This is a genomic window from Arthrobacter sp. PM3, from assembly GCF_003352915.1.
Classification (GTDB): Bacteria; Actinomycetota; Actinomycetes; order Actinomycetales; family Micrococcaceae; genus Arthrobacter.
The window spans coordinates 3,003,428-3,024,848 of the sequence record NZ_CP022314.1 but is presented as its reverse complement, the minus strand read 5'-3'; the positions used below and the strand labels follow the sequence as shown (position 1 = coordinate 3,024,848).

20 protein-coding genes are annotated in these 21,421 nt (G+C 68.3%); 7 read left to right on the top strand and 13 right to left on the bottom strand.

Features of this window, described 5'->3' with window-relative positions:
- Position 1: 1 nt before the first annotated feature.
- From CFN17_RS13760 to CFN17_RS13745, 4 genes are all read right to left on the bottom strand, one after another.
- Positions 2–814, bottom strand: coding sequence for a CoA transferase subunit A (locus tag CFN17_RS13760; RefSeq protein ID WP_208748336.1), 813 nt, complete (start codon positions 812–814; stop codon positions 2–4).
- Between the two features lie 20 nt (positions 815–834).
- On the bottom strand, positions 835–1,998 hold the full coding sequence (locus CFN17_RS13755; protein ID WP_208748335.1) for an acyl-CoA dehydrogenase family protein: 1,164 nt from the start codon (positions 1,996–1,998) through the stop codon (positions 835–837).
- Between the two features lie 91 nt (positions 1,999–2,089).
- Positions 2,090–4,273 (bottom strand): biotin carboxylase N-terminal domain-containing protein, encoded by a 2,184-nt coding sequence (locus CFN17_RS13750; protein WP_261792206.1) that lies wholly within the window; start codon positions 4,271–4,273, stop codon positions 2,090–2,092.
- Between the two features lie 25 nt (positions 4,274–4,298).
- Positions 4,299–5,906: a carboxyl transferase domain-containing protein gene (locus tag CFN17_RS13745; protein WP_208748333.1), complete on the bottom strand. Its 1,608-nt coding sequence runs from the start codon at positions 5,904–5,906 to the stop codon at positions 4,299–4,301.
- A 161-nt stretch (positions 5,907–6,067) separates the two neighbouring features.
- Between CFN17_RS13745 and CFN17_RS13740 the strand changes: the two genes are divergently transcribed.
- Positions 6,068–6,769, top strand: a complete 702-nt coding sequence (locus tag CFN17_RS13740; RefSeq protein WP_208748332.1) for a TetR/AcrR family transcriptional regulator — start codon at positions 6,068–6,070, stop codon at positions 6,767–6,769.
- Positions 6,770–6,990: 221 nt separating this feature from the next.
- On the opposite strand, the gene CFN17_RS13735 is transcribed toward CFN17_RS13740, so the two are convergent.
- Genes CFN17_RS13735 through pdhA form a run of 3 tightly spaced genes read right to left on the bottom strand, consistent with a single transcriptional unit; the run spans position 6,991 to position 10,570 of the window.
- A complete protein-coding gene (locus tag CFN17_RS13735; protein WP_208748331.1) occupies positions 6,991–8,385 on the bottom strand; it encodes a dihydrolipoamide acetyltransferase family protein in 1,395 nt (464 codons plus the stop codon).
- Complete coding sequence (locus CFN17_RS13730; protein ID WP_208748330.1) at positions 8,382–9,392, bottom strand: alpha-ketoacid dehydrogenase subunit beta; 1,011 nt, start codon at positions 9,390–9,392, stop codon at positions 8,382–8,384. Before CFN17_RS13730 ends, CFN17_RS13735 begins: the two co-directional genes overlap by 4 nt.
- Positions 9,392–10,570: a pyruvate dehydrogenase (acetyl-transferring) E1 component subunit alpha gene (gene pdhA, locus CFN17_RS13725; RefSeq protein WP_208748329.1), complete on the bottom strand. Its 1,179-nt coding sequence runs from the start codon at positions 10,568–10,570 to the stop codon at positions 9,392–9,394. The genes CFN17_RS13730 and pdhA overlap by 1 nt, the downstream gene beginning before the upstream one ends.
- A gap of 195 nt (positions 10,571–10,765) precedes the next feature.
- On the opposite strand from pdhA, the gene CFN17_RS13720 reads away from it, so the two are divergent.
- The gene (locus CFN17_RS13720) at positions 10,766–11,239 is read left to right on the top strand and encodes an Lrp/AsnC family transcriptional regulator (RefSeq protein ID WP_208748328.1); all 474 of its coding nucleotides are present in this window, start codon (positions 10,766–10,768) and stop codon (positions 11,237–11,239) included.
- Between the two features lie 162 nt (positions 11,240–11,401).
- The gene (locus CFN17_RS13715; RefSeq protein ID WP_261792205.1) at positions 11,402–12,031 is read left to right on the top strand and encodes a hypothetical protein; all 630 of its coding nucleotides are present in this window, start codon (positions 11,402–11,404) and stop codon (positions 12,029–12,031) included.
- Between the two features lie 103 nt (positions 12,032–12,134).
- Here CFN17_RS13715 and CFN17_RS13710 read toward each other — a convergent pair whose 3' ends face one another.
- Together CFN17_RS13710 and CFN17_RS13705 are read right to left on the bottom strand one after the other, a co-directional pair.
- Positions 12,135–13,751 carry a cation acetate symporter gene (locus tag CFN17_RS13710; RefSeq protein WP_208748327.1) on the bottom strand — a complete coding sequence of 539 codons (1,617 nt, stop codon included), beginning with the start codon at positions 13,749–13,751 and terminating at the stop codon, positions 12,135–12,137.
- Positions 13,748–14,128, bottom strand: a complete 381-nt coding sequence (locus tag CFN17_RS13705) for a DUF485 domain-containing protein (RefSeq protein ID WP_208748326.1) — start codon at positions 14,126–14,128, stop codon at positions 13,748–13,750. The genes CFN17_RS13710 and CFN17_RS13705 overlap by 4 nt, the downstream gene beginning before the upstream one ends.
- A 229-nt stretch (positions 14,129–14,357) precedes the next feature.
- Between CFN17_RS13705 and CFN17_RS13700 the strand changes: the two genes are divergently transcribed.
- The 4 genes from CFN17_RS13700 (at position 14,358) to CFN17_RS13685 (ending at position 18,299) form a co-directional block, all read left to right on the top strand.
- Entirely contained in the window at positions 14,358–15,575 is a 1,218-nt protein-coding gene (locus CFN17_RS13700; RefSeq protein ID WP_208748325.1) for a sensor histidine kinase, read from the top strand.
- Between the two features lie 69 nt (positions 15,576–15,644).
- Positions 15,645–16,364, top strand: a complete 720-nt coding sequence (locus CFN17_RS13695; RefSeq protein WP_208748324.1) for a LytTR family DNA-binding domain-containing protein — start codon at positions 15,645–15,647, stop codon at positions 16,362–16,364.
- Complete coding sequence (locus tag CFN17_RS13690) at positions 16,361–16,783, top strand: hypothetical protein (RefSeq protein ID WP_261792204.1); 423 nt, start codon at positions 16,361–16,363, stop codon at positions 16,781–16,783. The genes CFN17_RS13695 and CFN17_RS13690 overlap by 4 nt, the downstream gene beginning before the upstream one ends.
- Before the next feature lie 49 nt (positions 16,784–16,832).
- On the top strand, positions 16,833–18,299 hold the full coding sequence (locus CFN17_RS13685) for a cation acetate symporter (RefSeq protein ID WP_208748323.1): 1,467 nt from the start codon (positions 16,833–16,835) through the stop codon (positions 18,297–18,299).
- Positions 18,300–18,323: 24 nt separating this feature from the next.
- Here the strand turns inward: CFN17_RS13685 and CFN17_RS13680 are convergent, their stop codons facing one another.
- The 4 genes from CFN17_RS13680 to pyrH form a co-directional block, all read right to left on the bottom strand.
- Entirely contained in the window at positions 18,324–18,902 is a 579-nt protein-coding gene (locus tag CFN17_RS13680; protein ID WP_208748322.1) for a DivIVA domain-containing protein, read from the bottom strand.
- 81 nt (positions 18,903–18,983) lie between these two features.
- Positions 18,984–19,904 (bottom strand): phosphatidate cytidylyltransferase, encoded by a 921-nt coding sequence (locus CFN17_RS13675; protein WP_208748321.1) that lies wholly within the window; start codon positions 19,902–19,904, stop codon positions 18,984–18,986.
- Positions 19,904–20,461 carry a ribosome recycling factor gene (gene frr / locus CFN17_RS13670; protein ID WP_208748320.1) on the bottom strand — a complete coding sequence of 186 codons (558 nt, stop codon included), beginning with the start codon at positions 20,459–20,461 and terminating at the stop codon, positions 19,904–19,906. The genes CFN17_RS13675 and frr overlap by 1 nt, the downstream gene beginning before the upstream one ends.
- 124 nt (positions 20,462–20,585) lie before the next feature.
- Positions 20,586–21,335, bottom strand: a complete 750-nt coding sequence (gene pyrH / locus CFN17_RS13665; RefSeq protein ID WP_208748319.1) for a UMP kinase — start codon at positions 21,333–21,335, stop codon at positions 20,586–20,588.
- Positions 21,336–21,421: the final 86 nt, after the last annotated feature.

Sequence of the window (21,421 nt, the reverse complement as noted above, 5' to 3'; positions counted from 1 at the left end):
GCTATGCTCCTGCCTGCTTGGGTTCCGGTTGTGCTGCACTGCGGGCCGCGCCGGCCGTGGCGCCGGCCACCGCCACCGTCCGTTTCTCGATGCGCTTCTCGCCGTGCGGGACCAGCACGACGCGCTGGACGAAGATCCCGGGGACGTGGACGTGTTCCGGGTCCAGCTCCCCCGGTTCCACGAGTTCCTCGACTTCGGCGATGGTGATCTTCCCGGCCATGGCGCACAGCGGGTTGAAGTTCATGGCGGTGGCGTGGAACACGAGGTTGCCGTGCCGGTCACCCTTCCAGGCATGGACGAGCCCGAAGTCCGGGGTCAGGGATTCCTCCAGGACGTAGTCCGCGCCGCCGAAGCTGCGGACTTCCTTGGCGGCGGAGGCGATCGCGACGTTGCCCTCGGCGTCGTACTTCTGCGGCAGGCCGCCGTCGGACACCTGGGTTCCGACGCCGGCCGGCGTGTAGAAGGCGGGGATGCCCGCGCCGCCGGCGCGCAGTTTCTCGGCCAGGGTGCCTTGCGGGGTGAGGACCACTTCAAGCTCGCCGGCGAGGTACTGGCGGGCGAATTCCTTGTTCTCGCCCACATAGGAGCTGATGGTGCGCCGGATCCTGCCGTCCTTGAGCAGGATGCCGAGCCCCCAGTCGTCGACTCCGCAGTTGTTGCTGACCGTTTCCAGGTCCGTGGCGCCGCCCTGGTGCAGGGCCTCGATCAGCGCCACGGGGATACCGCACAGCCCGAATCCGCCGACGGCGAGGGAGGCGCCGTCGCGGATGTCCGCGACGGCCTCGGCCGCGTTGGCAACAACTTTGTTGATCATCGGGGAATCCTTCCGGCCGGCTACAGTCCCAGTTCGCGGGCGATCAGCATCAGCTGGACTTCCGTGGTGCCCTCGCCGACTTCAAGGATCTTGGAGTCGCGGTAGTGGCGCGCCACGGTGAAATCGTTGATGAAGCCATAGCCGCCGAACACCTGGGTGGCGTCCCGCGCGTTGTCCATGGCTGCCTCGCCTGCGACCATCTTAGCGATGGCCGCTTCGGTCTTGAACGGCTTGCCGGCAAGCATCCGGGCGGCGGCGTCGTAGTAGGCCAGGCGGGCGGTGTGGGCGCGGGCCTGCATGCGGGCGATCTTGAACGCGACGGCCTGGTACTTGCCGATATTCTGGCCGAACGCGCTGCGTTCCTTGGCGTATTTCACCGAGTGGTCCACGCAGCCCTGGGCCGCGCCCACGGCCAGTGCGGCGATCGCGATCCGGCCCTCGTCCAGGATGGACAGGAAGTTCGCGTAGCCGCGGCCCCGGGTGCCGAGCAGGTTGGCCTCGGGGACGTGGACGTTGTTGAGCGTCAGCGGGTGGGTGTCCGAGGCGTTCCAGCCGACCTTGTTGTACGCCTTCTCGGCTTTGAAACCCGGCGTGTCGGTGGGGACCAGGATGGTGGAGATTTCCTTCTTGATGCTGCCGTCCGGGCGTTCCTCCTCCCCGGTGACGGCGGTGACGGTGACGAGGCGGGTGATGTCCGTGCCGGAGTTGGTGATGAACTCCTTGTTGCCGTTGATGACCCACTCACCCCCACCCAGCTTGGCCGTGGTCCTGGTGCCGCCGGCGTCCGAGCCGGCCTCGGGCTCGGTCAGGCCGAAGCCGGCGAGCGCCTTGCCGGAGGCCAGCAGCGGCAGCCATTCCTGCTTCTGGGCGTCGGTGCCGAAGCGGTGGATCGGCATGGCGCCGAGGGAGACGCCGGCCTCCAGGGTGATGGCGACGGACTGGTCCACCCGGCCGAGCTGTTCGAGGGCGAGAGCCAGGGCGAAGTAATCCCCGCCCATGCCGCCGTACTCTTCCGGGAACGGCAGGCCGAACAGGCCCATGTCGGCCATTTGGGCGATGACCTCGTACGGGAAGCTATGCTCCTCGTCGTGTTTCGCGGAGACCGGGGCCACCACCTCGTCGGCGAATTCGCGGACAGTGTCGCTGAGGATCTGGTAGTCCTCGCTGAGTTCAAAGCTTGCCATCGGGTGACTCCTGTGTCTGGGGTGTGGCTGTGGTCTGGGGTAAAGCTGGGGTTTGCGGTCTGGGGTAAAGCTGGGGTTTGCGGTCTAGGCCCTAGTCGGACGCGCCCATCGCGATGACGGATTCCTCGATAGTGTCCTCCGCGTTCGAGGGTTCGGCGGCGGGGTGGATGGTGGCGAGCACCTGGTCTGCCTTCACGAGGTCTCCGGCAGCAGCACTGATGTGGACGGTGCCGTCGAGGGGCGCCACGAGCTGGTGCTCCATTTTCATCGCCTCCACCGCAAGCAGGACCTGGCCCGCCTCCACGGCGTCGCCATTGCTGACGGACACGGACACCACGGTCCCCGGCATCGGCGAGCGCACCGCCGGGTCCGCGGCCCCTTCCTCGCGTTCGACGGCGGCCAGCACCCGGGCGAGCCGGGCCTCGCGGGTGAGGACCTCCAGCCGGCAGGACCAGCCGTCGTTGCCGAGGAAGAGCTCCGGCAGGACGCGGGGCTCGGGCGCCATCCAGCTCCGGGCGGGAGGACCGGTGTGAACACTTGCAAGTGCATAACTGGTGGTCTGGCCCTCGAGGGTGAGTACCGGGCGATCCCGCGCGGTGAACTGCAGGTCGGCCCCGAGCTGAGGTCCTCCGTTCACGCTCACAGTGACCTGCCCGCCCGCGGCCGGGCCGCTGACCTCCACTGCTGCAACGCCCCCATCGGACGTCCCCAGGCTGACCCTCCGCGGCGCCGGCGCACCGATGCGCCAGCCGTCTCGGCGCTGCCACGGGTTGCCTTCACGCTCCTGCTGCTCGGCTTCCTCCGCCATAGCCAGGGCGTACAGGGCGGCGACTGCGAGTTCGGCGTCACCTACGGGCCGGAAAGTGAATTCCGGCATCTTGCGTTCGATCAGGCCGGTGTCGAGGCGGCCGGCGCGGACGTCGGCGTCGTTGATCAGCAGCCGCAGGTATTCGACGTTGGTGTCGATGCCCAGCGCGGTGTACCCGGCGAGCGCCTCATCGAGGGTATCCAAAGCCTCCGCCCGGTCCCCGCCCCACGCGATGACCTTGGAAATCATCGGGTCGTAGCTGCTGGAGATTTGGAGGCCCTCCAGCAGAGCCGAATCGACCCGGACCTTGCCTCTCGCGGTGTCCGGCAGTTCGTCCAGCAGCACGACCTGTCCAATGGACGGCAGGAAGTTCTTCTCCGGCACCTCGGCATACACGCGGGCCTCCACGGAGTGGCCGGTGAGCACGATGTCGTCCTGGGTCACGGCGAGCTCCTCGCCGGCGGCGATCCGCACCTGCCATTCGACGAGGTCGATCCCGGTGACCATCTCGGTGACGGGATGCTCGACCTGCAGGCGGGTGTTCATCTCCATGAAGAAGAACTCGTCGGGCGCTGTGTCGGAGACCAGGAACTCCACGGTGCCGGCGCCGCTGTAGTGGACGCTGCGGGCGGCGTTGCAGGCGGCCTCGCCGAGGCGGGCGCGGATAGTAGCGCCGTCGGGCAGGGATTCGAGCAGCGGCGAAGGGGCTTCCTCGATGACCTTCTGGTGCCGGCGCTGCAGCGAGCACTCGCGCTCCCCCAGATGGATGACGTTGCCGTGGTTGTCCGCGAGGACCTGGACTTCGATGTGCCGGGGCGTGGTGACGAGCCGTTCCAGGAACAGGGTGTCGTCGCCGAACGCGCTGGCTGCGACCCGGCGGGCGGTGGCCAGGGTGGCCTCCAGGTCTTCCGGGCTTTCGACCACGTGCATGCCCTTGCCGCCGCCGCCGGCAGAGGGCTTGATCAGCAGCGGGAAGCCGACGCCGGCCGCCGCCTCGATCAGCTGCGCGTCGCTCATGCCGGGTTCGGCGATACCCGGGACGACGGGAACACCGTAGCCGGCGACATGGTTCTTCGAGCGGATCTTGTCGCCCATGACGTTGAGCGACTCGACGCCGGGGCCGATGAACGTGATCCCGGCCTTTTCCAGGGCGCGGGCGAAGTCCACGTTCTCGCTCAGGAAGCCGTAGCCCGGGTGCACGGCGTCGGCGCCGGTGTCCCGGCAGGCCTGGATGATGGCCTCAATCTTGAGGTAGCTTTCGGTCGCGGCGGCCGGCCCGATCCGCACCGCGGTGTCGGCCTCGCGCACGTGCCGGGCGCCGGCGTCGGCGTCGGAATAGACGGCCACCGAACGGATGCCAAGGGCCCGGAGGGTCCGGATGACGCGGCAGGCGATCTCGCCGCGGTTGGCCACAAGGACGGTGCCGAACAGGGGCTTGGTGCCCGCCGGCGTCGGGGAAGTTGTCATCGGTGACGAAAGTGTCATAGCTGGCTCACATCCGGAACAGGCCGAAGGAGGTCTCCGGCAGCGGGGTGCGGGAGACGACGTCGAGCGCCAGTCCCAGGACGGTGCGGGTGTCCGCGGGGTCGATCACGCCGTCGTCCCAGAGGCGGGCGGTGGAGTAGTAGGGGCTGCCCTGGTCCTCATACTGGGCCTTGATCGGGGCTTTGAACGCTTCCTCGTCCGCGGCGGACCATTCCTCGCCGCGGGCCTCGTACTGGTCCCGTTTGACGGTGGCCAGCACGCTGGAGGCCTGGTTGCCGCCCATCACCGAGATCCGGGACGCCGGCCACATCCACAGGAACCGGGGCGAGTAGGCCCGCCCGCACATCGAGTAGTTGCCGGCCCCGAAGGACCCTCCGATCACCACGGTCAGCTTTGGCACCCGGGCGGTGGCGACGGCGGTGACCATCTTGGCGCCGTTCTTGGCGATGCCGCCCTGTTCGTAGTCCTTGCCGACCATGAAGCCGGAGAGGTTCTGCAGGAAGATCAGCGGGATGCCGCGCTGGTCGCAGAGTTCGATGAAGTGCGCACCTTTGAGCGAGGACTCGCTGAACAGGACGCCGTTGTTCGCCACGATGCCCACGGGGTGGCCGTGCAGCTTCGCGAAGCCGGTGACGAGGGTGGTGCCGTAGTTCTTCTTGAATTCGTGGAACCGGCTGCCGTCCACCAGCCGGGCGATGACCTCGCGGACGTCGTACTGGGCGTTCACGTCGGTCGGGACCGCGCCGTAGAGCTCGTCCGGGTCCGCCACGGGTTCGACGGCGGTGTCCACGTCCCAGGCGGGGGCCGCCGGCTTCGGCAGGGTCGCCACGATGTCGCGGACGATCTGGAGGGCATGCTCATCGTTCTCGGCCAGGTGGTCGGTGACGCCGGAGATCTTCGAATGGACCTCGCCGCCGCCGAGCTCTTCCGCGGTGACGATCTCGCCGATCGCGGCCTTCACGAGCGGCGGGCCACCCAGGAAGATCGTGCCCTGGTTCCGCACGATCACGGTCTCGTCACTCATGGCGGGAACATAGGCGCCGCCGGCGGTGCAGGAGCCCATCACGGAGGCGATCTGCGGGATCTTCGCCGCGGACATCCTGGCCTGGTTGAAGAAGATCCGGCCGAAGTGCTCCTTGTCCGGGAAGACTTCGTCCTGCTTGGGCAGGAACGCGCCGCCCGAATCCACCAGGTAGATGCAGGGCAGCCGGTTCTCGAGGGCAATCTCCTGGGCCCGGAGGTGCTTCTTGACCGTCATCGGGTAATAGGTGCCGCCTTTGACGGTGGCGTCATTGGAGATCACCAGGACCTGGCGCCCGTGCACCAGGCCGATCCCGGCGATGACGCCCGCGCCCGGGGAGTCATCGTTGTACATCCCGTTGGCCGCGAGCGGCGCGATTTCCAGGAACGGGCTGCCGTCGTCCAGGAGCTGGTCGATCCGCTCGCGCGGGAGCAGCTTGCCGCGCGCCACGTGGCGTTCCCGGGACTTCTCCGGCCCGCCCAGTGCGGCCGTGGCCAGGCGTTCCTTAAGCTCGCGGGCCAGCCCCAGCTGGGCCTCGCGGTTCGCGGCAAAGGCGGCGCTCGCGGCGTCCACCCGGCTGGCGATTGTCTCCATTGACTGCTTCCGTTCCCTGGCCTGAATACGGGGCTGCACCCACCATTGTTTCGGTGCCCGCCGCAAATATTTCGGTTAGTACCGCATAACTGAGATTTAGGTTAGTCTCTATTAACTGTGATGTCCAACACAGGGACCATCTGCAACGAGGGGATGCGCCGGTGACCGAGCCCAGCCAGACCGCCCGGACGCCGAGTGCCGCTTTTCCGTCCGCTTCTCCATCCGCCGTCCCGTCGGCTGCCCCGCCGGCTGCCACGTCCACGCAGCGGAGCCAGGCCAAGGCAAACCGGCGGCAGGCGCTGCTTTCGGCCGCCGCCGCCCTCTTCGCGCTGGAGGGTTTCAACCGCGTGTCCCTGGAGGACCTGGGAGCCGCGGCCGGGGTCAGCGGCCCCGCCGTGTACCGGCACTTCGCCGGCAAGCAGGCAGTCCTGGGGGCGCTCCTGCTCAGCGTCAGCAAGGATCTGCTCGACGGCGGCCGCCAGGTAGTGGCCGCATCCGACGGCGCCCTGGCCGCACTGACCGGGCTGGTGGCGTTCCACGTGGACTTTGCTTTGAGCAATCCCGACGTCATCCGGGTCCAGGACCAGGACTTCAGCAACCTTGCCGGCGAGGACCAGGCCGAGGTCCGCACGCTCCAGCGCAACTATGTGGAACTGTGGGTGGAGGTGCTGGCCGGACTCCACGAGGGCACGGAGGCCGCCGAGCTGCGGATGCGGGCGCATGCCACGTTCGGACTGATCAACTCGACACCGCACTCTGTGCGCAGCACCGGACGCAGGATTGGCGTCCGGCGGGCCAGGCCGCTGCTGGAGAGCATGGCCCTGGCCGCGCTTTTGGCCGCGGCGGACCCTTCGGAGTCCTGACCCTTCGGCCGGGGCCGAGTCCCCCGCCGTCCCAGTCACTCCGCACCCCGTACCGCGCCGTCCGGGGCGGCTTTGGCGCGGGACACGCCGGTAAATGGAGCTTTCGACGTCGGAATCCCCCGCAAAGTGCCCCCGGACGGAAGCGGGCCGGCCCCCATAGCCCTCACACAACAAAGCTGCCGGCCGCCCGAGGTGGCGGCCGGCAGCTTTGAGGCGGGGTGTCAGACCATGGCCAGGACCATGCCCGGGTCGGCCAGCATGGCGCCGAGGTCCTGGAGGAACCTGGAGCCCTGCTCGCCGTCCACCAGGCGGTGGTCGAAGGACAGGCTGAGGGTCATGACCTGGCGCAGGGCGACCTCGTCCTGGTACTCCCACGGCATCTTCCGCACAGCCCCCAGGGCCAGGATGGCGGCTTCGCCCGGGTTCAGGATGGGGGTGCCGGCATCGATGCCGAAGACGCCGATGTTCGTGATGGAGATGGTCCCGCCGGAGAGGGCCTCGGGGCTGGTCCTGCCGGCCCGGGCCGTTTCGGTCAGTTCCGTCAGGGCGGTGGAGAGGTCCATCAGGGACATGCCGTCCGCGTCCTTGATGTTCGGCACCGTCAGCCCGCGCGGGGTGGCGGCCGCGATGCCCAGGTTCACATAGTTGAACTGGACGATCTCCTGGTTGGCCTCATCCCAGCGCGCGTTGAGCGTCGGGTGGTTGCGCAGGGCGATCAGCACGGCCTTGGCGACGAGGGTCAGCGGCGTGAGCTTGTACCCGGCAAAGGCCCGGCCGGCCTTGAGCCGGGCCAGCAGTTCCATCGTGGGCGTGACGTCGAGGGTCAGGAACTCCGTGACGTGCGGTGCGGTGAAGGCGCTGGCGACCATGGCGGCCGCCGTGAACTTCCGCACGCCCTTGATTGGGGTGCGGGTCTCCCGGTCGCCGCGGGCAGGTCCTGCGGGCCGCTCCTGCGTTCCAGCCGCCTCCCCGGCCTCGCCCGGGACGGGCAGGCTTCCGCCGCCGACAAAGTTCCGGACGTCCTCGCGGGTGATGAGCCCGTGCTCGCCCGTGCCGGTAACCGACTCGAGGTCGACGCCGAGGTCCTTGGCCAGCTTGCGCACCGGCGGCGTGGACCGTGGACGCTCCGCCAGTGCGGTGCCGGCGGGCGCCGCTTCGACCGGCCGGGCCGCTGGTGCCGGTGCGATGACGGGGGCTTCCACCGGTTCAGCCACCGGCGCTGCGGCCGATACAGAAACCGGGGCCGCGGCGAAGGTGCGGGCCCGGCGGGCGGGCCGGCCGGAACCTTCCAGGACGGCGCCGTAGCCGACCAGGTTCGGTTCGCGCTTGGCGGGGGCGGCTGCGTCCGTACCGGCGCCGTCGTCGCCCTCAATCTCGAAGGAGACGATCGGTTTCCCGACCTCCACCACGGTGCCGGGCTGCTCGTGCAGGGCAGCGACGACGCCGGCGAACGGCGAGGGGAGCTCGACGACGGCCTTGGCCGTCTCCACTTCGGCGATGATCTGGTTGAGCGAGACGGTGTCCCCGACCGCGACTTTCCAGGCGACGATTTCCGATTCCGTCAGTCCCTCGCCGAGGTCCGGGAGCCTGAACTCTTTGATCATGGTGGCGGTCATCCTTCCAGCCCGCTGAGGGAGTTGGGGCGGCCCAGGGCGCGGTCGACGCCGTCGAGAATCCTGTCGAGGCCCGGCAGGTGGTGCATTTCCAGCTTGGAGTACGGGTACGGAACGTCGAAGCCGGTCACCCGGACGGGGGCGGCCTCAAGGTGGTAGAAGCAGCGTTCGGTGATGCTGGCGGCGACTTCCGCGCCGAGCCCGCCGGACTGGGCGGCCTCGTGCGTGATGACCAGCCGGCCGGTCTTGCGGACCGAGGCTTCCAGGGTGGAGAAATCCAGGGGCGCGAGCGAGCGGAGGTCGATGACCTCGACCGAGACGCCTTCGTCGGCGGCGGCCAGGGCGGCGTCGCGGGCGGTTTTGACCAGCGGGCCGTACGCCACCAGGGTGACGTCCTTGCCTTCGGCGACCACGCGGGCTTTTTCCATGGACAGGGCGCTGCCGGGGTCGACGGACTCGTCCACCTCGCCTTTGTCGTGGTAGCGGCGCTTGGGCTCGAAGTACAGCACGGGATCATCGGAGGCAATGGCCTGCTGGATCATCGTGTAGGCGTCCTGCGGGTTGGAAACGCTGATGACGCGCAGCCCGGAGGTGTGGGTGAAGTAGGCCTCGGGCGATTCGGAGTGGTGTTCCGGGGAGCCGATGCCGCCGCCGAACGGGACGCGGATGGTGATGGGCATTTTGACGGCGCCCTGGGTGCGGTAGTGCATCTTGGCGACCTGGCTGACGATCTGGTCGAACGCAGGGTAGATGAACCCGTCAAACTGGATCTCCACCACCGGCCGGTAGCCGCGGTAGGCCAGGCCGACGGCGGTGCCGATGATTCCGGATTCGGCGAGCGGCGTGTCCACGACCCGGTGCTTGCCGAAGTCTTTCTGCAGGCCGTCGGTGACGCGGAAAACGCCGCCGAGGGCACCGATGTCCTCCCCCATCAGGATGACTTTGGGATCGTTTTCGAGGGACTTGCGCAGGCCCGAATTGATCGCCCGGGCAAAGGTCATCTGCGTCATCAGCGAGCACCTTCTTCAGTAGCGGCTTCTGCGGGATCACCGAAGGAGGCCAGGTAGCGGGAGTAGTGGTCCTGCTGGCGGTCCAGCCAGGAGTTGGGCGTGCTGTACACGTGCTTGAAGATGTCCAGCGGTGCGGGATCGGGCATGTTGATGGTGCCGGCGCGCAGTTCCGCGGCCACGGCGTCAGCCTTCGCGGCGACGGCGGCCTCGAGTTCGGCGGTCAGCAGGCCCTTGCGGTCCAGCAGCGACTTCAGCCGGGCGATCGGGTCCTTGGCGGCCCAGTCTTCGAGCTCGTTGGCATCGCGGTAGCGGGTGGGGTCGTCCGCCGTCGTGTGCGGGCCCATCCGGTAGGTCACGGCCTCGATGAAGGTGGGGCCGCCGCCGTGCCGGGCGCGGTCCAGGGCGATGCGGGTGGCTGCCATGACGGCGAGGACGTCGTTGCCGTCCACGCGCATGCTGGGGATGCCGAAGCCGGAGGCGCGGTCCGCGAGCTGGATGTGGGACTGCAGCCGGACCGGCTCCGAGATGGCCCAGTGGTTGTTCTGGCAGAAAAAGACGACCGGCGCCTGGAAACTCGCGGCGAAGACCATGGCCTCGTTGACGTCGCCTTCGCTCGTGGCGCCGTCGCCGAAGTAGGCGACGGCGACGCAGTCGGCGCCGTCGTTCTGGATGCCCATGGCATAGCCGGTGGCGTGCAGGCTCTGGGAGCCGATGATGATCTGCTGCGTCGCAACGTTGACGGTGAAGGGGTCCCAGCCGGCGGAGGCGCTGCCCCGCCAGGCACGGACGAGGTCCTCAACCTTCACTCCCCGGCAGTAGGCGACGCCGTTGTCCCGGTAGCTGGGGAAGACGAAGTCGTCCTCGCGCAGTGCCCGGGCCGAGCCGATCTGGGACGCTTCCTGCCCGAGCAGCGGCGGCCAAAGCGCCAGTTCGCCCTGCCGCTGGAGCGCGGTGGCCTCGGCGTCGATCCGGCGGATGACCACCATGTCCTCATAGAGCGAGCCGAGCTGCTCGTCACTGACGTCCTGGAGCCAGGAGTCGAACTCCGGATGGCTGATGCGCTCGCCCTCGGGAGTGATGAGCTGGAGGAGATCCCCGCCCGTCCGCCTCGTTGAATCGTCGCTGTTTCCGGGGCCCCCGGCGGAAATGCCGCCCTTGCCCGCGTCGTCGGTAAACACTGTTGTCCGCACCTTCTGACGTCGTCTGACCGGAGCTCGCCGGACTCGTGATCCCGCGGCGCGCCAGCCGCCCGGGCGCCGTTGCCCCGGATAATTGTGACCCTACTCACAATGTTCATCGGGTACAACCACCCGTAAATATATTGAGCATTATGCACTGTTTGGGTCTCCCGGACCGTGCTAATCTTGCGCATTATGCAACCCTTGGATGGCACCGACACCCGCCTGCTTTCGGCCATGGCACGGGATCCGCGGCGGACCGTCGTGGCCCTCGCCCAGAAGCTGGGCCTGTCCCGCAACACCGTGCAGGCCAGGATGGCGCAGCTGGAGAAGAAGCACGTGTTCCTCTCCTTCGAGCGGCGCATCAACCCGGTGTCCCTGGGGTACCCGCTCATGGCGTTCATCTCGGTTCATGTCCAGCAGCAGAAACTGGGCACCCTGGCCGTTGAGCTCGCCGGCATTCCCGAAATCCTGGAGGGCTACGGCCTGACGGGCTCGGCGGACCTGCTCCTGCGGGTAGTGGCGCTCGACGCCGAGGACCTGTTCCGGATCAACGGCAAGATCCTGGCGTGCGACGGCGTGGACCGGACCGACACTGCCCTGGCCATGGGCGAACTGATTCCGTTCCGGATCCAGCCGCTGCTGGAGCGCGGATCCGCCGACGCCTGAGCGGCCTGACATCCGGTGTCCAAGGTGCAGGGCCGGATGGCCTGTGCCGATGACGGACGCAGCGCTAGGCTGTGTCCATTGAGTCCCCTGAGTCTTTGGGTCAGCGTACGCGGCCCCGCACAACAGGCAGTGGCTGTCGGGACTGCCGGAAAGGCTTGAACCGTGAGCAGTCCCGAGGAACCGCACCGCCCGCTCCCGCCGCAGCCCGGCCATGAACCTGCAGCCGGCCATCCGGCGCCCGGGCAACCGCCCGTTCCGTATTATGCGGCCCCGTCCGGACCGCCCGCCTACGCACCGCCGCCCACCTACGGGCCGCCGGGGGGCACCCCGTACTACGGCGGTCCGGCCATGCCGCCGCCGAAGAAGAGCCACAAGGCCTTGTGGATTGTCCTGGGAATCGTCGGCGGCGTCCTCCTGCTGGTGGCCGCCGGCGCCGTCATCCTGTTCAATGTGGTGGGCGGAGCCACCAACCAGGCCCGGGGCATCGCGGACGACTTCACCGAGCTGATCATCGCCGGGGACGTCAACAATGCCTATGACAAGTACCTGGATCCTGCCCTCATGCAGCGGATCTCGCGGGAGGAGTTCGCCGCAGGCGTGCAAAGCCTCGAATTGGACGTCAGCTGTAAACCGAACTACTCGACCCTCAAAGTCAGCTCTAATAACGGCACCAACGCCGCCGACGTCGCCGGCTTCATCGACTGCGACACCAAGCGGGTGGAGCTGGTGTACCGGTTCGAGGGCCGCGACGAGCTGAAGATGGTGAACATCCGGCTGCGGCCGCAGCGTTGACCCGCGCCGCAGCATTGACCCGCGCCCCATCAACAGAAGGGGAGCCCCCGTGCAGCTGCACGGGGGCTCCCCTTCTGTTCGCGCGGCGCGCGGTTCGCGGCGTTTAGTGGCTGGTGGCCTTTTCGGCACCGACACCGGTCAGGGAACGGACTTCCATCTCGGCCTGCTTGGCGGGATCTTCCTTCCGCTTATCCAGGACCGTTCCCAGCCAGCCGAGGAAGAACGCGAGCGGGATGGAGACGATGCCCGGGTTGCTCAGCGGGAACACGGCGAAGTTGGCGCCGGGGATCATCGATGTCTTGGCCCCGGACACTACCGGGGAGAGCGCGATCAGGAGGATGGCCGCGGACAGCCCGCCGTACATGCTCCACAGGGCTCCCCGGGTGGTGAAGCGGCGCCAGAACAGCGAGTAGAGGATGGTCGGAAGGTTGGCCGAGGCCGCGACGGCGAAGGCGAGTGCGACGAGGAACGCGACGTTCTGGCCGTTGGCGAAGATGCCGCCGGCGATCGCGAGCAGGCCGATCACTACGACGGTGCGGCGGGCCACCTTGACCTCGGTGCTGGCGTCAGCCTTGCCTTTGGCGATCACACTGGCGTAGATGTCGTGGGCGAAGGATGCCGCCGCCGTAATGGTGAGGCCCGCGACGACGGCCAGGATTGTTGCGAAGGCCACCGCCGAGATGAAGCCCAGCAGCAGCGGCCCGCCAAGGTGGAAGGCGAGCAGCGGCGCGGCCGAGTTGACCCCGCCCGGTGCAGCCTTGATGGTGTCGGCACCCACCAGGGCCGCGGCGCCGTAGCCCAGGACCAGGGTGAACAGGTAGAAGATGCCGATCAGCCAGATGGACCAGACGACGGACTTGCGGGCTTCCTTGGCGGTGGGAACCGTGTAGAAGCGCATGAGCACGTGCGGCAGGGCTGCGGTGCCGAGCACAAGGGCGAGGCCAAGGGAGAGGAAGTCCAGTTTGGAGGTCTCAGTCTTGCCGTACTGCAGGCCGGGGTTCAGGATGTTCGGGTTCTTGGACGTTTCCACCGCGCCGCCCAGCAGGTCGGAGAGGTTGAAGCCGTAGAGCGCGAGGACCCAGAAGGTCATGACGGCAGCGCCGGCGATCAGCAGCATGGCCTTGATGATCTGCACCCAGGTGGTGCCCTTCATGCCGCCGATCAGGACGTACATGATCATCAGCGCGCCGACGACGATGATCACCAGGGCCTGCCCGCCCCAGTCGCTGATGCCCAGGAGCAACGAAATGAGACTGCCGGCACCGGCCATCTGGGCCAACAGGTAGAAGAAGCAGACGGCGAGCGTGGAAACGGCCGCCGCGATGCGCACCGGGCGCTGCCGGAGCCGGAAGGACAGGACGTCGGCCATGGTGAACTTGCCCGTGTTGCGGAGCAGTTCGGCCACCAGCAGCAGGGCGACAAGCCACGCCACAAGGAAGCCAATGGAGTACATGAAGCCGTCGTAGCCGTTGATGGCGATCGCGCCGGTGATGCCCAGGAACGACGCGGCGGAGAGGTAGTCGCCGGCGATGGCCGTTCCGTTTTGCGAGCCCGTGAAGGACCGTCCGGCGGCGTAGTAGTCTGCCGCCGTCTTGTTGTTGCGGCTGGCACGGAAGACGATCACCATGGTGACCGCCACGAACAGCGCGAAGATGCCCATGTTCAGCAGGGTGGTGTCCTTGAGGGCGGCGACGTTGACCGCGGGAACCATGAGTGTCATTTGGTGGTCCCTCCGACCGAATTGCCGTGCTTGTCGAATTCGTGGCCCTCGATGCCGTGGCGGATCTCGGCAGCGATGGGGTCAAGCCTGCGGTTCGAGTAGCTGACGTACCAGCCCGTGATCGCGAACGTGGAGACGAACTGCAGCAGGCCCAGGATCAGGCCGATGTTGATGTTGCCCCAGACCTTGGTCGACATGAAGTCCACCGCATATGCGGCCAGCAGGACATAGGCGAAGTACCACAGCAGGAAGGCAATGGACATCGGGAAGACGAAGCTGCGGTGACGTTTGCGCAGTTCCCTGAACTGCTTCGTCGCTTGGACTTCCGTGAAGTCCACGGCCGCTGCTGCGTCCGTTTCTTGGGCGTCGTGACCCATCGGTTCCTCCTCATTGAGACTGGCGAGTCCACACCGGCTGCCGCGGTCTGCGCGGGACAATCCGCACTTAAACCACCACGTCAATGTGATTGCAATCACTGTGCACCGTGATGTGCGTTACGTACCAGAATCCGAGCCGGCTGCGTCGCTCAGCGGTCCCGATGCTGCGCCAAACGGCGCCCCGCGGAACCCGTCCGGTTCGGCCGGCCCCGGCGGTAGGCTGGGCTCCATGCCGGACTCTCCCCTGTTCACCGCTGCCGCCGTCGCGGTGATCGCCATGGCGATCGCGGTGGTCGTCGCCCTTGGACTGAAGGTCCTGCGCTCCTTCCGCGACCTTGGTACGGACGCGGAGCGGGCCACCTACACGACGCTGCATGCCGCGTCCCGTGCCGGACAATATCTGCGGACGGGCCTGAACCCGGCCGGAGCCGCCAAGGCCAGCCGGCAGCTGCGCAGCCTGCTGGGCTGTGACGCGTTGGCCATCACCGACACCACGGGGGTCCTGGCCTGGGACGGCGCCGGCGAGGAACTCAAGCCTGCGCTCATGGGGCTCGCGTCGAAAGTGCTCGACGGCGGCCACCTCGCCGTGATTCCGGCGGGCGAACTTCAGCTGCTGGCAGCCGGCGGTGACGGCGGGACGCTGGCGCCCGGCGTCGAACGCGCCGTCGTGATCGCCCCGATCAAGGCCGGGTCCCGGGTGGCGGGGGTGGTGGCGGCGTTCGCACCGGCCGCCGGCGCCGGACTGGTCCGGGCCACCGGCGAAGTGGCCGACTGGGTGGCCACCCAGGTGGAACTGGCCGAGCTCGATGCCTCCCGCACCCTCCTGATGGAGGCCGAAGTCCGTGCCCTGCGCGCCCAGATCAGCCCGCACTTCATTTACAACTCGCTCAACGCGATCGCCTCCTTCATCAACACGGACCCGGTGCGCGCCCGGGAGCTTGTGGTGGAGTTCGCCGACTTCACCCGCTACTCCTTCCGCCGGCACGGCGATTTCACCACCCTGGCCGAAGAGCTGCGCTGCATCGACCGGTACCTGCTCCTGGAGCGGGCCCGGTTCGGGGACCGCGTCCAGGTGAGCCTGCGGATCGCCCCGGAGGTCCTCAGCACCGTGATTCCGTTCCTCAGCCTGCAGCCGCTGGTGGAAAACGCGGTGCGGCACGGGCTCGAGGCCAAGGAGGGGCCGGGCCATATCTCCATCACGGCCAATGACTCCGGCGCCTTCGCGGAGGTGACAATCGAGGACGACGGCGTGGGCATGGACCCGGAACAGCTCCGGTCCGTGCTGGCCGGGCACAGCGACGGCGATCACGTCGGGCTGCGCAACGTCGATGCCCGGCTGCGGCAGGTGTACGGCGACGACAACGGCCTCGTGATCGAGACGGCACCCGGCGAGGGGACCCTGATCACGATGCGTGTCCCGAAGTCCCAACCCCGGCATGACGCCTGATCCGTCTCACCGCCGGCCCGCGCCGGGCACCCGCGCCGGGCAAAATGCGGGCGGCAGTAGGCTAGTGCCATGATTAACGTCCTCGTCGCCGACGACGAGCTCCCCGCCGTTGAGGAACTGGCCTTCCTGCTCGGCAAGGATGACCGGATCGGCGCCATCCACCGGGCCTCCTCCGGCGCCGAGGCCCTGCGGGCCCTGGCGGCCGAAGACGTCGACGCCGTCTTCCTCGACATCCACATGCCGGCGTTGTCCGGGCTGGACATTGCCCGGGCCATTTCCCGCAGCGCCCACCCGCCCGCCGTCGTCTTCGTGACCGCCGACGAGGACTGCGCGCTGGAGGCCTTCGAACTCGCGGCGGTGGACTACCTCCTGAAGCCGGTCCGGGCCGAGCGGCTGGCGAAATCGGTCGGGCGCATCTGCGAACTGCTCAAGGACGGCGCCCCCGCGCCGGAGATGATCACCGTGGACCTGGGCGGGACCACGAAGATGATCCGGCGGGAGGACGTCACCTACGTCCAGGCACAGGGCGACTATGCCAGGCTCCACACCGCGGATGCGAGCTACCTCATCAGGGTCCCGCTGGCCGACCTCGAACAGCAATGGGCAGACGCCGGGTTCCTGCGCATCCACCGCTCCTACCTGATCGCGCTGAACCACGTGGGCCACATGAAACTCGCCGCGGCGCGGCCCAGCGTCACCGTGACGGGGGCCGAACTGCCCATCAGCCGCCGGCACCTGCCCTCCGTGCGGGAGAAACTCGGCGCCACCCGGATCCGGCCGCAGGCATGACCCGGGTCCGGGTCACAGCGCCGCGCAGCGTCAATGCAGGTGCCGCCAGGGCGGGCACCGTCAACGCAGGCAGCATCCCGCCGGACAGCACCGCACTGGCTGGCGGGCGCTCCGCGGCCGCCGCCCGCGAAGCCGCGGAGGAATCCGACGCCGGACAGTTATTCATCCGCTCACTAATCCGCTCCCAGCTCCGGCTTGGCCTCGTGGTGGCGCTGGGCTTCCTGCTGATCCTGCTGGCCTTCCCGCTCCTGCTGGGGCTGGTCCCGGGCCTGGCGGAATCCACCATCGCGGGCCTGCCCTTCGACTGGGTCCTGCTCGGCGCCGGGATCTATCCCGTCATCGGACTCAGCGCGTGGCTTTACGTGCGGACCGCCGCCCGGAACGAGGCGCGCTACCGGGATCTCGCGGGCGAGCAGTGACGGGCATGTGGGCCGTGGCGGAACCGCCGTCGGGCAGGGCGGTGCAGGCATGAACCCGGTCGTCGGCGTGACCGCCATCGCCGCCGTCTCGCTCGCCACAGCCGTCATCGGCTTCTACGGCCTGCGGGTCTCACGGACCACCGGGGACTTCTACGTGGCGTCCCGGACGGTCAAGCCCTGGTGGAACGCGTCGGCGATCGGCGGCGAATACCTCTCGGCTGCAAGCTTCCTCGGCGTCGCAGGGCTCATCCTGCTCTCCGGCACCGATGCCCTGTGGTACCCGGTAGGCTACACCGCCGGGTACCTGATGCTCCTGTTATTCGTCGCCGCTCCCCTGCGCCGCTCGGGCGCCTACACAATCCCGGATTTCACCGAGGCGCGGCTCGATTCGCGGGCGGTCCGCCGCATCACGAGCCTGGTGGTGGTGCTCGTGGGCTGGCTCTATATTGTCCCGCAGCTCCACGGCGCCGCCCTGGCCATCCGGATCACCACCGGCCTTCCGGCGTGGGTGGGCCCGGTGGCGGTGGTCGCCGTCGTCTGCATCACCGTGGTATCCGGCGGGATGCGCTCCATCACGTTCGTCCAGGCGTTCCAGTACTGGCTCAAGGTGACCGCGCTGGCGGTCCCGGTCGTGTTCATGCTCCTTGTGCTGGGCGGCAGCGGCCTCTCTCCTGCCGCGGCTCCGGCGGCCAATCCGACGGCGCTGGGTCCGTCGGGACCGTATCAGACCATTTCGCTGCTCGTCGCCCTGCTGTTCGGAACCCTCGGGCTGCCACACGTCCTGGTCCGGTTCTACACCAATCCGGACGGGCAGTCGGCCCGCCGGACCACCCTCATTGTTTTGGGCCTGCTCTCGGTCTTCTACCTGCTCCCCACGGCGTACGGCATGCTCGGCCGGGTGTACGCCCCGGACCTGGCGCAGAGCGGCCAGGCCGATGCCCTGGTGCTGCTGCTGCCCGGCCGGGTGGTCGGCGGGACGGCCGGTGAGCTGCTGTCGGCGCTGGTGGCGGCCGGGGCGTTCGGGGCGTTCCTGTCGACGACGTCGGGCCTGGTGGTCTCGCTGGCGGGCGTGATCAGCCAGGACGTATTCGGCGGCAGTGTGCGGGGCTTCCGGCTGGCCGCGCTCGTCTCTGCGCTGGTCCCGCTGGGGATCGCGTCCATGACCGAGTCCCTGGCGCTGGCCGGCAGCGTGGGGCTCGTGTTTGCGTTCACCGCGTCCACGATCTGCCCCGTCCTGCTGCTGGGCATCTGGTGGCGGGGGCTGACGGATGCCGGGGCGATCGCCGGCATGGTGACCGGCGGGGTGCTCTGCGGCAGTGCGATGGTGGCCGGTTCCGTGCTCGGGGCGGCCCAGACGCCGTCGTGGCTGGCGCAGCCGGCTGCCTGGACGGTCCCGGCCGCGTTCGCCATCATGGTTTTGGTTTCGCGGGCAACCCGGGGCCGGGTGCCGCGGAGGATAACGCGGCTCATGATGCGCCTGCACACCCCGGAGCGGCCGCTCGCGACCGAACGCTGATCCGGTGCCGTCCGCGGGCGCCGGTCAGTCGATGGCCGCCATGAGTTCCACGGCGCGTTCCAGGAACGCGTCGACCTGGCTTTCCTCGTAGCCGTCCTTGCCCACGGCGGGGCGGAACACTGCGCGCCGGACGTTGTCCACGCTCAGCGGCTGGTCCTCTTCGAGGTAGCCGATCAGCTCGTGGCAGAGGTCGTCGACGTCGGTGGTGTTGTAGCTGCGGGCCTTCGGCTTGGACGGGCGGCGGAAGCGCTGGCCGTCGGGGCGGTGCAGGCGCCCGCGCAGGACACCCGCGAGTCGGCCGATTTCGCGCAGCCAGGCTTCCTCGCCGCGTTCGGCCACGAGCTCGTCGCGCTCGAGCCGGGCAAGGGCGTCTTCGAGCCGGTCCAGCACGGCGTCGACGTGGGCCGCGGAGTAGCCGCCCTTGACGGGGTCGAAGGAGACGGCGCGGACATCGGCGCTCTTGATGGCGCGTGCGGCCGAGGACGGAGCCTCGAACGACACCCGTGCGCGCTGCAGGAAATCGTCGACCTGTTTGGCGTTGTAGCCATACTGGTTCCGCTGCACGCGGTCAAAAGACGCCGGTATCTGCCGTTGAATGTCCACTGTAACTTTGTTCCTTCGATGCCGTTCGGCTGGTTTGCCCGGCACTATTCTAGGGGCCGGAAGTGCTGGCCGGGACGGGGCCTACGCGCCGGCGACGGCCGAGAAGAGGATGAACGCCACCGGCGAGGCGAAAACGATCGAGTCCAGGCGGTCCATGACGCCCCCGTGGCCGGGAAGGATGCTGCTCATGTCCTTGATGCCGAGCTCCCGCTTGACCATGGATTCGGCCAGGTCTCCGGCGGTGGCTGCGGCCACCATGCCCACGGCGAGCACGACGCCGACCCACCACGGCTTGCCGAGCACGAAGACCGTGGCGAGAACACCGACGAGCACGGCACCGGCGATCGAACCGGCGAAGCCCTCCCAGGTCTTCTTCGGGCTGATCTTGGGGGCCATCGGATGCTTTCCGAGGGATGCGCCCACGAGGTAGCCGAAAGTATCGTTGGCGACCACCAGGAGCAGCAGCGTCGCGATCTGCCAGGCGCCCGGCGGGATCACGCCGTCGGGCCACAGCCCGACCGGGGTCTCGCCGTCGGGCGTATGCAGCAGCAGTCCGGCAAAGCTGATCAGGAACGGCACCCAGGACAGGGTGAAGACACCCGCGAAGATGCTGCGCGCCGAGCCTGCGGCGCCTTCAACCGTCCGCCACAGCAGCACCGCCACGCTGCTGGCGAGCATGGCGAACAGCAGGCTTTCCAGGCCGCCGAAGTACGCCGCGACCGGCATGGCCACGGTGCCGACCATCACCGGCACGATCGGTATCCGGGTGCCTGCGGCCTCCAGTGCACGGAAGACTTCCCAGACCCCGAAGACCGCAAAGGTGGTGGTGACCAGGATGAAGCCCAGCGGCAGGAACAGCAGCCCGCCGAGGACGCACACGAGCATGCCAACACCTACCGCCGTGGCGGCGGGCAGGTTCCGGCCCGCTTTCGGCGTCGGGTTCTCCCGTGCTGTCCCCCGCCTTCGGGCGCGCGGCCCGGAGGCCTCCTGTGCCTGGTTCATCAGACCTCGAGCAGCTCAGCTTCCTTGCGCTTGAGGAGCTCGTCAATGCCGTCCACGTGGGCCTTCGTGATGGCGTCCAGTTCCTTCTCGCCGCGCGCGCCCTCGTCCTCGCCGGCTTCGCCGTCCTTGACCAGGCGGTCCAAAGTTTCCTTGGCCTTACGACGGATGTTGCGGATGGACACCTTCGCGTCCTCGCCCTTGGACTTGACGATCTTGACGTATTCCTTGCGGCGTTCGCTGGTCAGCTCCGGGATGGTGATCCGGATGACGTTGCCGTCGTTGGAGGGGTTGGCGCCGACCTCGGAGTCGCTCAGTGCGCGCTCGATGTCACGCAGGGCTGTCTTGTCATACGGGGTGACGAGGATGGTGCGGGCATCGGGCACCGCGAAGGAAGCCAGCTGCTGGAGCGGCGTCGGGGTGCCGTAGTACTCAACGATGACCTTGTTGTACAGGCCGGGCGTGGCGCGGCCGGTCCGGATCGAGGCGAAGTCTTCCTTGGCTACCTCAACTGCCTTGTCCATCTTGTCCCCGGCTTCGAGCAAGGTTTCTTCGATCACGTCTCTCTCCTCAGAAATTCGTGCGTCCCGGCGGCCGGGGCGCGGCACTGTGTCGTGTGCGCCCGCCGCTTTCCGCCTGGCGCCTGTGTCTTCCGCCGTGCGGCGGGAAGGTCCTGCAAACATCCTAGCCGTTGCTGGGGGTGACGACGGTGCCCAGGTCTTCGCCGCGGATGGCGCGGGTGACGTTGCCTTCGCCTTCCATGCCGAACACCACCATCGTGAGATTGTTGTCCTTGCACATGGTCATGGCGGTCTGGTCCATGACGCGGATGTCGCGGCGGAGTGCATCGTCGTAGCTGAGGTGGTGCAGCTTCTCCGCCGTCGGGTCCTTCTTGGGGTCGGCGGTGTAGACGCCGTCGACGCCGCTCTTGGCCATCAGGACGACGTCGGCGTGGACTTCCATGGCGCGCTGGGCGGCGACCGTGTCGGTGGAGAAGTAGGGCAGGCCGGCGCCGGCGCCGAAGATGACCACGCGGCCCTTTTCCATGTGGCGGATGGCGCGGCGGGGAATATAGGCCTCGGCGACCTGTCCCATGGTGATGGCGCTCTGCACACGGGTTTCCACCCCGGCCTGTTCCAGGAAGTCCTGGAGCGCGAGGCAGTTCATGACGGTCCCGAGCATGCCCATGTAGTCGGCGCGGGAGCGGTCCATGCCGCTCTGGGAGAGTTCGGCGCCGCGGAAGAAGTTGCCGCCGCCGACGACGATCGCGACTTCGACGTCGGGAACTGCGGCCGCGATCTGCTTGGCCACGCCGCGGACGGTGTCCGGGTCAACGCCCAGTTTCCCGCCGCCGAAGACCTCGCCGGAAAGCTTCAGGAGGACGCGGCGCCGGTTGTTCTTCTTTGGCTGGGCTGAAGTGGTGACGGTTTCCATGGTGCCTTCCCGTTGGTGAACTCTGAGTTAGGTTATCGTGCTGTGGGCCCAAGGCCGCATTCCGGCCGTGGCCGGAAGGGGCGCCT

What these genes read in the sequence shown, in the direction of transcription:
- CFN17_RS13745 (WP_208748333.1), bottom strand. Translation starts at nt 5,906, where the DNA reads ATGGAGACAATCGCCAGCCGGGTGGACGCCGCGAGCGCCGCCTTTGCC.
- CFN17_RS13760 (WP_208748336.1), bottom strand. Translation starts at nt 814, where the DNA reads ATGATCAACAAAGTTGTTGCCAACGCGGCCGAGGCCGTCGCGGACATC.
- CFN17_RS13755 (WP_208748335.1), bottom strand. Translation starts at nt 1,998, where the DNA reads ATGGCAAGCTTTGAACTCAGCGAGGACTACCAGATCCTCAGCGACACT.
- CFN17_RS13730 (WP_208748330.1), bottom strand. Translation starts at nt 9,392, where the DNA reads ATGACGCAGATGACCTTTGCCCGGGCGATCAATTCGGGCCTGCGCAAG.
- CFN17_RS13705 (WP_208748326.1), bottom strand. Translation starts at nt 14,128, where the DNA reads ATGGGTCACGACGCCCAAGAAACGGACGCAGCAGCGGCCGTGGACTTC.
- pyrH (WP_208748319.1), bottom strand. Translation starts at nt 21,335, where the DNA reads ATGGAAACCGTCACCACTTCAGCCCAGCCAAAGAAGAACAACCGGCGC.
- CFN17_RS13690 (WP_261792204.1), top strand. Translation starts at nt 16,361, where the DNA reads ATGACCCGGGTCCGGGTCACAGCGCCGCGCAGCGTCAATGCAGGTGCC.
- CFN17_RS13700 (WP_208748325.1), top strand. Translation starts at nt 14,358, where the DNA reads ATGCCGGACTCTCCCCTGTTCACCGCTGCCGCCGTCGCGGTGATCGCC.
- CFN17_RS13695 (WP_208748324.1), top strand. Translation starts at nt 15,645, where the DNA reads ATGATTAACGTCCTCGTCGCCGACGACGAGCTCCCCGCCGTTGAGGAA.
- CFN17_RS13750 (WP_261792206.1), bottom strand. Translation starts at nt 4,273, where the DNA reads ATGACAACTTCCCCGACGCCGGCGGGCACCAAGCCCCTGTTCGGCACC.
- CFN17_RS13685 (WP_208748323.1), top strand. Translation starts at nt 16,833, where the DNA reads ATGAACCCGGTCGTCGGCGTGACCGCCATCGCCGCCGTCTCGCTCGCC.
- CFN17_RS13710 (WP_208748327.1), bottom strand. Translation starts at nt 13,751, where the DNA reads ATGACACTCATGGTTCCCGCGGTCAACGTCGCCGCCCTCAAGGACACC.
- CFN17_RS13720 (WP_208748328.1), top strand. Translation starts at nt 10,766, where the DNA reads ATGCAACCCTTGGATGGCACCGACACCCGCCTGCTTTCGGCCATGGCA.
- CFN17_RS13675 (WP_208748321.1), bottom strand. Translation starts at nt 19,904, where the DNA reads ATGAACCAGGCACAGGAGGCCTCCGGGCCGCGCGCCCGAAGGCGGGGG.
- CFN17_RS13735 (WP_208748331.1), bottom strand. Translation starts at nt 8,385, where the DNA reads ATGACCGCCACCATGATCAAAGAGTTCAGGCTCCCGGACCTCGGCGAG.